The following is a 13,012-nucleotide window of genomic DNA, read 5'->3' as shown; positions in this document are numbered from 1 at the left end:
GAGACTCCTCCCCCGGCATGTAGCCCGAGCCGACGGAGCCGATGAACACGCCGGTGTCGCTGCCGCGCAACGAGTCCGGGTCGATGCCCGCGTTCTCCAGGACCTCCCAGGCCGCCTCCAGCAGCAGCCGCTGCTGCGGGTCCATCGCGAGCGCCTCACGCGGCGAGATCCGGAAGAACTCCGCGTCGAACTCGGGCGCGTCGAAGACGAATCCGCCCTTCAGGTCGATGTCACCGTGGGTCTGCCAGCCTCTGTCGGTCGGCAGCGGGGTGATGGCGTCCTGTCCCTCGATGACCAGCCGCCACAGGTCCTCCGGGGAGTTCACCCCTCCGGGGTAGCGGCAGGCCATCGAGACGATCGCGATCGGGTCGTCCCCGACCGAGACCGTGGCCACCGGCAGGATGGCGTCGCCGTGCGCGCCGAGCACCTCGCTCAGCAGATACTCTCCCAGCGCGGTGGGGGTGGGGTAGTCGAAGGCGAGGGTGGAGGGCAGCCGCAGCCCGGTGGCCACGTTGAGGCGGTTGCGCAGTTCGATCGCGGTCAGCGAGTCGAAGCCCAGCTCGCGGAACTCCCGCCTGACGTCCACCGCCTCCAGCGAGGGGTACCCGAGGACGGCCGCGGCCTGAGTGCGGACCAGGTCGGTCACGAACCGGGTCCGGTCGGTCTGCGTCAGCCCGGCCAACTGCCGCAACAGGGTGCCCTCGCCCAGGGCGGGCGCCGATGCCGCCGTACGGCGGGTGCCGCGCACCAGGCCGCGCAGCAGCGGCGGCACCAGCTGAGCGGGCATCGCCGGTACGTTCAGCCGCACCGGGACCACCAGCGGCGCATCCGAGTCGATGGCGGCGTCGAACAGCTCCAGCCCCTGCTCGGTGGTGATCGGCGGCAGCCCGGCGGCGGTCATCCGCTGCACGTCGGCCTGCGACATGGCCCCGGTCATCCCGGTGGCCTGCGCCCACAAACCCCATGCCAGCGACAGCCCCGGCAGTCCCTGCGCCCGGCGCCGCGCCGTCAACGCGTCCAGCCAGGCGTTCGCCGCCGCGTAGTTACCCTGACCCGCGCCGCCCATCAACCCGGCGAGCGAGGAGAACACCACGAACCCGGCCAGATCCATGCCCTCGGTGAGCTCGTGCAGATGCCACGCCGCGTCCACCTTCGGCCGCAGCACCGCATCCAGCCGCTCCGGCGTCAACGAGGCGATCGTCCCGTCGTCCAGGACTCCGGCCGCGTGGATCACCGCGGTCAGCGGGTGATCGGCATCGATCCCGGCCAGCAGACCGGCCACCGCGTCCCGGTCGGCCATGTCGCACGCGGCGACCGTGACCTCGACCCCGTGCGCGATCAACTCCGCCTGCAACTCCACCGCACCCGGAGCCTCCAGACCCCGGCGGCTGACCAGCAGCAGATGCCGCATGCCGTGCTCGGCCACCAGATGCCGAGCGACCTCCGCACCCAGACCACCCGTCCCACCGGTGATCAACACCGTGCCCTCCGGGTCCCAGACCCGGGGCATCGTCAGCACGAGCTTGCCGGTGTGCCTGGCCTGGCTCATGAACCGGAACGCCTCCCGGCCACGGCGCACATCCCAGGTCGTCACCGGCAACGGCCGCAACTCACCCGCCGCGAACAACTCCATCAACTCGACCAGGATCTGCCGCAACCGCTCGGGCCCGGCGTCCAGCACGTCGAACCAGTGGTACTCCAGCCCGGGGAACTGCTCCTGGTCACGGATGTCGAGCTTGCCCATCTCCACGAACCGGCCCCCGGGACGCAGCAGACGCGCCGAGGCGTCGATGAACTCACCCGTCAACGAGTTGAGCACCACATCGACGCCCCGCTCACCGCACACCGCGCGGAAGCGCTCCTCGAACTCCAGGGTGCGCGAGGAGGCGATGTGATCGTCGGGGATGCCCATCGACCGCAGCACATCCCACTTCGCCGGGCTGGCCGTGGCGAACACCTCGACCCCGAGCCGCTGGGCCAGCTGGATCGCCGCCATCCCGGTCCCACCGGTGCCCGCGTGGACCAGCAGCGACTCACCCTCGCGCAACCCGGCCAGATCCATCAGCCCGTAGTAGGTGGTGAGGAACGAGACCGGGATCGTCGCGGCCTGCTCGAAGGAGACCCCGTCGGGGATCCTGGTCACCCCGCCGGCACCGGTGACCACCACCGGGCCGAAACCGCCCTCGGTGAGGCCGACCACGCGGTCACCCACGCGCAGGTCCTCCACCCCCTGGCCGACCTCAAGCACCACACCGGCGGCCTCGCCACCCATCAGGCCGACCTTGTCCTGGAACCACCCCAGCGCGTTCAACCCGTCCAGCAGGTCACGGAAGTTCACCCCCGCCGCACGCACCGCCATCCGAACCTGACCGGCCTCCAACGGCTCGCCCGCCTGCGGGAACGGAAGCAACTCCAACGCGTCCAGGCTGCCCTTGGCCCGGCTGCCCAACCGCCACGCCTTCTCACCGGCCGGAGGCAACAGGCCCGCACCCGAGGTCAGCGACGCCAACCTCGGCACCCGCACCCCACCCTCACGCACCGCCACCTGCGGCTCACCGGAAGCCAGCACCCCGCTCAGCAGTGCGGGAAGCACGGGAAGCGCAACCCTCGGCGCATCAGGCGAGGTCTCATCCGCAGCCGGGTCCGGATACTCGTCTCCGTACTCACCATGGCGCAGATCGACCAGCGCGAACCGGCCCGGGTTCTCCGACTGCGCACTACGCACCAGGCCCCACACGGCAGCGGCCGCCAGATCGGAGACCGTCTCATCGTCACCGGCCGCGACCGCGCCCCGGGTGACGAACACCAGCCGCGAATCGGCACACCTCTCATCGGCCAGCCACCCCTGCAGCAGAGCCAGCACCCCGGCCGTCACCGCACGCGCCGAGGCCACCGCGTCCCCGGCGGAATCGGTCATCACCTCGGCCAGCACCGTCCCCGGCACCGGCCCCGCCTCGCCCAACGCCGACAGATCACGGTGAACCGGCACCGAGTGCCCGGCCGACTCCCACATCGCCACGAGGCTCAGGGCGTCCGGCTCGAACCCGGAGAAACCGACCACCGCCACCGGCGCAGGGTCAGCCACCGAAATCTCGGAAAGCGGGGTCCAGTCCAGCCGGAACAGCCCATCCCGCTCCGCCACCTGACCGCCGCCGACGGCGAGCTGGTCAGGCGTGAACGGGCGCAGCACCAGCGACCGCGCCGACAGCACCGGCTCGCCCGCGGCGTCCACCGCCGTCAGCGACACGGCGTCATCACCCGTCCGGAGCAGTCGCACGCGTAGCATCGCCGCTCCGGTGGCCTGCAGGTTCACCTGCCCCCAGGAGAACGGCAACCGGCCGCCCTCCACCGGCTCCAGCCCGACGAACGGCACCGCGTGCAGCGCCGCGTCCAGCAGCGCCGGATGCACCCCGAACGAACCCGCGCTCGACGCCGTCTGCTCGGGCAGCGCGACCTCGGCGAACACCTCACCATCGACACCACGCCAGGCCGCCCGCAGCCCCTGGAACACGGGGCCGTACTCGAACCCGCCCGCGGCCAGCCCTTCGTACGCCCCGTCCAGCCCGATCGCGGTCGCGCCGGCCGGAGGCCAGACCGTCGCGTCGAACGGCCCGGCATCGGGAGCACCGGTGGCCGGGGCGCCGACGGCCAGCGTGCCGGTGGCGTGCCGCACCCACGGCACGTCGTCGGCCGCCTGCGCCGACCGGGCGTAGACGTTCACGCTCCGGTGACCTGTCTCCTGCGCGGCCCCCACCCACACCTGCACCGCGACGGCATCGGTCTCGCCCAGCACCAGCGGCGCCGTCAGGGTGAGCTCCTCCACCAGGTCACATCCGACCTGGTCACCGGCCCGCACCGCCAGCTCCAGGAAACCGGTACCCGGGAAGATCACCGTTCCGGCCACCGCGTGATCGGTGAGCCACGGGTGCGACGAGAGCGACAACCGCCCGGTCAGCAGCACACCGTTGGAGTCGGCCAGGCCCACGGCGGCGCCCAGCAGCGGATGCCCCGCCACCGCCAGCCCCGCCGCGGCCACGTTGCCCACCTGGGAACCTGCTCCCACCGGCCAGAACCGCTCATGCTGGAAGGCGTAGGTGGGCAGATCCACCCGCCGGCCACCGGTCAGCACCTGCTGCCAGTTCACTGCCACGCCGCGCACGAACAGCTCGGCCGCCGAGACCAGCACCCGCTCCAGGCCGCCCTCGTCGCGGCGCAGCGTCCCGGCGATCACGGCCTCCACCTCGGCCGCGTCCACGCACTCACCGACCCCGACGGTGAGCACCGGATGCGAGCTCACCTCGACGAACACCCGATACCGCTGCTCCAGCAACTGCCCGATCGCCGGAGCGAAGCTCACCGTGCGCCGCAGATTGTCACACCAGTACCCGCCATCGAGCTCCTGGCCCTCCACCCACTGGCCGGTCACCGTCGAGAGCATCGGCACCCGCACCGGCTGCGGCGCCACCCCCGCCAGCACCTGCGCCAGCTCCTCGCCGATCAGATCCACCTGCGCCGAATGCGAGGCGTAGTCCACCGCGATCCGCCGCACCCGCACCTCTTCAGTGCCCAGTTGCTCCACCAGCTCCTCGACGGCTGCGATCTCACCGGCCACCACCACAGAGCTCGGGCCGTTCACCGCCGCCACCGAGATCCGCCCGTCCCAGGCAGCCACCCGCTCGGCGACCCGCTCGACCGGGAGCGCGACCGACGCCATCGCCCCCAACCCCGCCAGCCCACGCCCGATCACCTGACTGCGCAACGCCACCACCCGCGCACCGTCCTGCAACGACAACCCGCCGGCCACCACCGCCGCCGCGATCTCACCTTGGGAATGACCCACCACCGCGTCCGCGCGAACCCCCAGCGACTCCCACACCGCCGCCAACGACACCATCACCGCGAACGACACCGGCTGCACCACATCCACCCGATCCAACCCCGGCGCACCCTCCACCTGCCGCACCACCTCCAGCAGCGACCACTCCACGAACGGCTCCAACGCCGCCGCACATTCGGCCATCCGAGCCGCGAACACCGCCGACTCCTCCAACAGAGCCGCACCCATCCCCACCCACTGCGCCCCCTGACCCGGGAACACCCACACCGCCTTCCCCACCACATCGGCCACCCCGGACACCACACCCGCCGTGGGCTCACCCGAAGCCACCGCACCCAACCCCGCCAGCAAACCCTCACGATCCCCGCCGACCACCACCGCACGGTGCTCGAACACCGACCGCGACACCACCAGCGACGACCCCACATCCACCGGGTCAAGCTCGTCGGCCGTCTCCACCAGCGCACCCAGACGGCTCGCCTGCTCGCGCAACGCCTCAGGGGTCCTCGCCGACACCACCCACGGCACCGCACCCGGCGTCTGGCCCTGGTCACGCGACTCCCGCTCAGGAGCCTCCGGCCCCTGCTCCAAGATCACGTGCGCGTTGGTGCCGCTGATCCCGAACGACGACACACCCGCCCGGCGCGGACGATCCGTCTGAGGCCACTCGACCTGCTCGGTCAGCAACTCCACCGCACCCGCCGACCAGTCCACATGCGACGACGGCGTGTCCACGTGCAACGTCCTGGGCAGCACACCGTGCCGCATCGCCATGACCATCTTGATCACACCGGCCACACCCGCCGCCGCCTGGGCATGACCGAGGTTCGACTTGATCGACCCCAGCAGCAGCGGACGGTCCTCGTCCCGGTCCTGCCCATAGGTCGCCAGCAGCGCCTGCGCCTCGATCGGGTCACCCAGCGTCGTCCCCGTACCGTGGCCCTCGACCGCGTCCACCTCGGACACCGAGAGCCCCGCCCCGGCCAGGGCCTGACGGATCACCCGCTGCTGCGAGGGACCGTTCGGCGCGGTCAGACCGTTGGACGCGCCGTCCTGGTTCACCGCCGACCCGCGGACCACCGCGAGCACCTGGTGGCCGTTGCGGCGGGCATCCGACAGCCGCTCCAGCACCAGCATGCCCACACCCTCGGACCAGTTGACCCCGTCGGCCGCATCCGAATACGACTTGCACCGGCCGTCACCGGCCAGCCCGCCCTGGGCACTGAAGTCGATGAACGGTCCCGGGTTGGCCATCACGGTCACACCGCCGGCCAGCGCCAGCGAGCAGTCACCGCTCCGCAGCGCCTGCGATGCCAGATGCAACGCCACCAGCGAGGAGGAGCACGCGGTGTCCACCGTCACCGCCGGGCCCTCCAGCCCGAAGGTGTAGGAAAGGCGACCGGTCGCCACGCTTCCGGCGGTGCCGGTGCCGACGAACCCCATCACCTCCGGCGGGAACGACACGCTGGTCGCGTAGTCGTGGTACATGACCCCGGCGAACACGCCGGTACGGCTGCCGCGCAGCGACGCCGGGTCGATCCCGGTCCGCTCGATCGCCTCCCACGACGTCTCCAGCAGCAGGCGCTGCTGCGGGTCCATCGCGAGCGCCTCACGCGGCGAGATCCCGAAGAACCCCGGGTCGAACTCCCCGGCCTCGTGCAGGAAGCCGCCCTCACGCACATAACTGGTGCCCCGGTTCTCCCGATCGGGGCTGTAGAACGCCGCCGGATCCCAGCCACGCGTGGTCGGGAACGGTGAGATCGCGTCCGCGCCCTCGGTGACCAGTCGCCACAGGTCCTCCGGCGAGGTGACCCCGCCCGGATAGCGGCATGCCATGCCCACGATCACGATCGGGTCGTCGGCCACCGGCCGGACCGCGCTGGGAGCCACCACGTCCGCGTGCTCGCCGAGCAACTCGGCCAGCAGGAACTCCGCCAGCACGGCCGGCGTCGGGTAGTCGAACACCAGCGTGGCCGGCAACCGCAACCCGGTCGTGCCGTTCAGCCGGTTGCGAAGGTCCACCGAGGTCAACGAGTCGAACCCCAGCTCGCGGAACTCCCGCCGCACCTCCACCGTCTCCGGCGAGACGTGCCCCAGCACCAGGGCCACCTCGGTACGTACCAGGTCCACCAGGACCTCGGCGCGTTCGGCCACCGTGAGCGGAGCCAGTCGCTGGAGCAGCGTGCTGGCCGCCTCCGACCTCCCCGCGGCGGACCGACGCCTTCCCCGCACCAGCTTGCGCAGCAGCGGCGGAACCTCGCCCTGTGCGCGGAGCACCGGCAGATCCAGCCGGACCGGGGCCACGACCGGTTCGCCGGAACGGATCGCCGCCTCGAACAGGGCGACGCCCTGCTCCGGTGCGATCGGTGGCGTACCGGCACGGGCCAGCCGCTCCATGTCGCCGTCGCTCAGGGTGCCGGTCATCCCACTGTCCTGAGCCCACGCACCCCAGACCAGTGACAACCCGGCCAGCCCGGCGGCCCCACGGTGCTGAGCCAGCGCGTCGAGGAACGAGTTCGCCGCGGCGTAGTTGCCCTGCCCGGGAGCTCCGATCACACCCGCCACTGACGAGAACATGACGAACTCGGCCAGATCCAGGCCCTGGGTGAGCTCGTGCAGATGCCAGGCGGCGTCCACCTTCGGCCGCAGCACCGCATCCAGCCGCTCCGGTGTCAGCGAGAGAATGGTCCCGTCGTCCAGCACACCGGCGGTGTGGATCACCGCGGTCAGCGGATGATCGGCATCGATCCCGGCCAGCAGGCCCTCGACCTGACCTCGGTCGGTCACATCGCAGGCGGCGACGGTGACCTCGACCCCGTGCGCGATCAGCTCGGCCTGCAGCTCCACCGCCCCCGGAGCCTCCAGGCCCCGGCGGCTGACCAGCAAAAGGCGCCGTACCCCATGCTCGGCCACCGCATGCCGCGCGAACAACGCGCCCAGACCGCCGGTGCCGCCGGTGATGAGTACCGTGCCCTGCGGGTCCCAGCGCCGGGGCATGGTCAGCACGATCTTGCCGGTGTGCCTGGCCTGGCTCATGAACCGGAACGCCTCCCGGCTCCGGCGCACGTCCCAGGTCGTGACGGGCAACGGCCGCAGCTCACCGGCCGCGAACAGCTCCATCAACTCGGCCAGGATCTGCCGCAGCCGCTCGGGCCCGGCGTCCATCACGTCGAACCAGTGGTACTCCAGCCCCGGGAAGCTCTCCTGGTCGCGGATGTCGAGTTTGCCCAACTCGACGAACCGGCCCCCGGGGCGCAGCAGGCGCGCCGAGGCGTCGATGAACTCACCCGTCAACGAGTTGAGCACCACATCGATACCCCGCTCACCGCACACCGCGCGGAACCGCTCCTCGAACTCCATACTCCGCGAGGAGGCGATGTGATCGTCCGGGATGCCCATCGACCGCAGCGCATCCCACTTCGCCGGACTCGCGGTCGCGAAGACCTCGACCCCGAGCCGCTGGGCCAGCTGGATCGCCGCCATCCCGGTCCCACCGGCGCCCGCGTGCACCAGCAGCCGCTCGCCTTCCCGCAAGCCCGCCAGATCCATCAGCCCGTAGTAGGTGGTGAGGAACGCCACCGGGATCGTCGCGGCCTGCTCGAACGAGAACCCGTCGGGAATCTTGACCAACCCGCCGGCACCGGCGACCACCACCGGGCCGAAACCACCCTCGACCAGGCCGACCACGCGGTCGCCCACGCGCAGGTCCTCGACGCCGGGACCGACCTCGACCACCACACCGGCGGCCTCGCTGCCCATCAGGCCGACCTTGTCCTGGAACCAGCCGAGTGCGTTCAGACCGTCCAGCAGGTCACGGAAGTTCACCCCCGCCGCACGCACCGCCACCCGAACCTGCCCGCTCTGCAGCGGCTCGGCCGCCGCCGGAAACGGAAGCAACTCCAGCGCGTCCAGGCTGCCCTTGGCCCGGCTGCCCAACCGCCACGAACCCGCACCGGCCGGAGGCAACAGACCCGCACCCGAGGTCAGTGACACCAGCCTCGGCACCCGCACCCCACCCGCTCGTACCGCCACCTGCGGCTCACCGGAGGCGAACACCATGGGCAGCATCCCGGGCAGAGCCGCCAGCGACTCCTGGTCTTCGTCGATGTCGACCAGCAGGAACCTGCCCGGGTTCTCCGACTGGGCACTGCGCACCAATCCGCACACCGCGGCGGCCGGCAGATCCGACACCACCTCACCGTCTTCGGCGGCGACCGCACCCCGGGTCACGAACACCAGCTGTGAATCGCGATACCGCTCGTCGGCGAGCCACTGGCGCAGCAGGTCGAGAACACGCGTGGTGAGGAGGTGCGTCGCGTCCACCACCGCGCCGGCCCGATCGGAGACCACTTCGGTCACCACGACCCCCGGTGCCCGGTCCGTGTCCCCGAAAGCCGACGGATCCGCGAGGTCGAGCGCGTCGAGGGCGGCCACCGTCACCCTGGGCGCGGGGTCGGCCACCGGGGCCACCCGTGCCGACGGCAGCGCCGTCCACTCCACCCTGAACAGAGGGTCCTGCTCGCTCCGGCGGCCGCCTTCGCCGGTGGTCGCCGCGATCGGGCGCAGTACGAGTGACCGCGCCGTCAGCACCGGTTCACCCGTGACATCGGCCACCGTCAACGAGACGGCGTCGCCCTCGGTCCTGGCCAGTCGTACCCGCAGTGCCGACGCCCCACCGGCGTGCAGGCACACCTCACCCCAGGAGAACGGCAGGCGGGTGCCTTCGGCATCGTCCAGTCCCGCGAAGGTCACCACGTGCAGTGCCGCGTCCAGCAGGGCCGGATGCACGCCGAACGAACCGGCGTCCGACTCAAGCCGGCTCGGCAGGCTCACCTCGGCGAAGATCTCGTCATCATGCCGCCAGGCCGCCCGCAGTCCCTGGAACAGCGGCCCATAGCTCAGTCCGCCCTCGGCGAGCTGCTCGTACAGCCCGTCCAGCTCGATCGCGGACGCGCTCCGGGGCGGCCAGACGTCGGTGTCGAGTCGCTCGGCGACCTGGCCGCCGGCGGCGAGGACACCGACCGCGTGCCGTACCCACGGCTCGTCGTCGTCGGCCGTGGCCGGCCGGGTGTAGATGCTCAGGTCGCGCCGGCCGGACTCCTCGGCGCCCACCCACACCTGCACCGCGACGGTGTCGGTCTCGCCCAGCACCAGCGGCGTCGCCAGGGTGAGCTCCTCCACCAGGTCGCAGCCGACCTGGTCACCGGCTCGGATGGCGAGCTCGAGGAACGCGGTGCCGGGGAAGAGCACCCTTCCGGCCACGACGTGATCGGCCAGCCACGCCTGCGACCGCAACGACAGCTGACCGGTCAGCAGTACGCCGTCCGAGGCGGCGAGCGCCACGGCGGCGCCCAGCAAAGGGTGCCCCGCCGCAGCCAGCCCCAGGTTTCTGGCGTCACCCATCCGCCGTTCGCGGGGCCAGTACCACTCGTGCTGGAACGGGTAGGTGGGCAGGTCGACCCGGTGCCCGCCCGGCAGCACCGAACGCCACTCCACCGGCACCCCGTGCACGTGCAGCTCGGCGAGCGCCGTCATCGCCGCCGTGTGCTCGTCGCGGTCCTTACGCAGTACCGGCACGAACACGGCGTCCGGCTCGCGCGCCTCCGCGTCGGCGGCGAGGGTGTCGGCGGCCATCGCGGTGAGCACCCCGTCGGGGCCCAGCTCCAGGTAAGCCCGCACGCCCTGGCCGTGCAGGGTGCGCACGGCGTCGGCGAAGCGGACCGCGCCGCGGACCTGCTCCACCCAGTACTCCGGTGAGCACAGCTGCTCGTCGGTGGCGAGCTCCCCGGTCAGCGTCGAGACCACCGGGATCCGCGGCGGGTCGTAGGACAGCGTCCGGGCCAGGGTGCGGAACTCCTCCAGCATCGGGTCCATCAACGGCGAATGGAACGCGTGCGACACCCGCAACCGCTTCGCCCTGATCCCCCGCTCCTCCAAGGCGGCGGCCACCTCCAGCACGGCCTCTTCGGTACCGGAGATCACCACCGACGCGGCACCGTTCACCGCCGCGACCGACACCTCCTTCTCCCGCCCGGCCAGCAGCTCGACGACCACCTCCTCGGAGGCCCGCACCGACACCATCGCCCCACCCGCAGGCAACGCCTGCATCAACCGCGCCCGCGCCGCCACCAACGCACACGCGTCAGCCAGCGACAACACCCCCGCCACATGCGCCGCCGTGATCTCCCCGACCGAATGACCGGCCAGCACATCCGGCGCCACTCCCCAGGACTCCACCAGCCGGAACAACGCCGTCTCCACCGCGAACAGCGCCGGCTGCGCCCACCCGGTCCGATCCAGCGCCTCCGCCTCAGCCGATCCCGGCTCGGCGAACACCACCTCACGCAACGACCCGTCCAGCAGCGGATCCAGCTCCGCGACCACCGCGTCCAACGCCGCCGCGAACACCGGGAACCGCTCATACAGCTCCCGCCCCATCCCGGCCCGCTGACTGCCCTGACCGGTGAACAGCACCGCGAGTTCCGGCTGCGCCCCGGCCACCCCGCGCACCACACCCGCACCCGGCCGCTCCTCGGCCAGCGCACCCAACCCGGCCAGCACACCCTCACGACCATCGGCCAGCACCACCGCCCGATGCTCGAACGCCGACCGCGTCGTCGCCAGCGAGAACGCCACATCGGCCAACCCCAGACCGGACTCACCCTCCAGGAACGACACGAGCTGCCCGGCCTGCGCCCGCAACGCCCCCGCCGTACGACCCGACACCACCACCGGCACCACGCCCGCGCCCGCCGGTGCCCGCTCATCCGCGCCAGGCTCGGCGTCAGGAGCTCCCGGCCCCTGTTCGATGATGACGTGCGCGTTCGTGCCGCTGAAACCGAACGACGACACACCCGCCCGCCACGGTCGATCCACCTGGGGCCACGGCCTGCTCTCGGTCAGCAGTTCCACCGCGCCCGAGGACCAGTCCACGTGCGAGGACGGCGCGTCCACGTGCAACGTCCGAGGCAGCAACCCGTGCCGCATCGCGAGCACCATCTTCATCACACCCGCCACACCGGCCGCCGCCTGCGTGTGACCGATGTTCGACTTCACCGACCCCAGCAGCAGCGGCCGATCCTCCGGCCGATCCTGACCGTACGTCGCCAGCAACGCCTGCGCCTCGATCGGATCACCCAGCGTGGTGCCGGTACCGTGCGCCTCCACCACGTCCACGTTCGCGGGAGTGAGTCCGGCACCGGCGAGCGCCTGGCGGATCACCCGCTGCTGGGAAGGACCGTTCGGCGCGGTCAACCCGTTGGACGCGCCGTCCTGGTTGATCGCCGAACCCCGCACCACCGCCAGCACCTCGTGGCCGTTGCGCTGGGCGTCCGAGAGCCGCTCCAGCACCAGCATGCCGATGCCCTCGGCCCAGCTCGTGCCGTCCGCCGCGTCGGAGAACGCCTTGCACCGCCCGTCACCCGCCAGGCCGCCCTGCGCACTGAAGTCGATGAACATTCCGGGCGTGGCCATCACGGTCACGCCTCCGGCCAGGGCGAGATCGCACTCGCCCGAGCGCAGCGCCTGCGCGGCCAGGTGCAGCGCGACCAGCGACGACGAGCAGGCGGTGTCCACCGTCACCGCCGGGCCCTCCAGGCCCAGCGTGTAGGCGATACGCCCGGTGGCGATGCTTCCCGCGGTGCCGGTGCTGACGAAGCCCCGCACGTCCAGCGGGAACTCGACGCTCGGACCGTAGTCGTGGTAGATCACACCGGCGAACACGCCCGTGTGGCTGCCGCGCAGCGAGATCGGGTCGATCCCGGCCCGCTCGAAAGCCTCCCAGGAGACCTCAAGAAGCAACCGCTGCTGCGGGTCCATCGCCAGCGCCTCACGGGGCGAGATCCCGAAGAACCCGGGATCGAACACCCCCGCGTCGTGCAGGAAGCCGCCCTCACGCACATAACTGGTGCCCCGGCTCTCCCTGTCCGGGTTGTACACCATCCCGAGGTCCCAGCCACGCGACGTCGGGAACTCCCCGATCCCGTCCCCACCGTCGGCCACAAGACGCCACAGGTCCTCAGGGGAGTTGACATCACCGGGGAAGCGGCACGCCATCGAGACAATCGCGATCGGATCGTGCCTGCCCGACTCGACCTCCTGGAGCCGCCGACGGGTCTCGCGCAGGTCGGCGGCGACCGACTTCAGGTAGTCAACGAGCTTCCGGTCCTGCGACAT

1 protein-coding gene (running past one end of the window) is annotated in these 13,012 nt (G+C 71.7%); it reads right to left on the bottom strand.

Annotated elements, in window-relative coordinates; translation table 11 throughout:
* Positions 1 to 13,012: the 5' portion of an SDR family NAD(P)-dependent oxidoreductase gene (locus ACFY3D_RS31845; protein ID WP_389986293.1), read on the bottom strand. Its footprint begins 37,583 nt before the window's first position; the window shows 13,012 of its 50,595 coding nt (coding positions 1–13,012); it begins with the start codon at positions 13,010 to 13,012; the stop codon falls past the left edge of the window.

This window comes from Streptosporangium sp. NPDC000509 (genome assembly GCF_042898365.1).
Taxonomy (GTDB): Bacteria; Actinomycetota; Actinomycetes; order Streptosporangiales; family Streptosporangiaceae; genus Streptosporangium.
The sequence above is the reverse complement of the archived record's forward strand: the minus strand, read 5'-3'. Positions and strand labels throughout refer to the sequence as shown.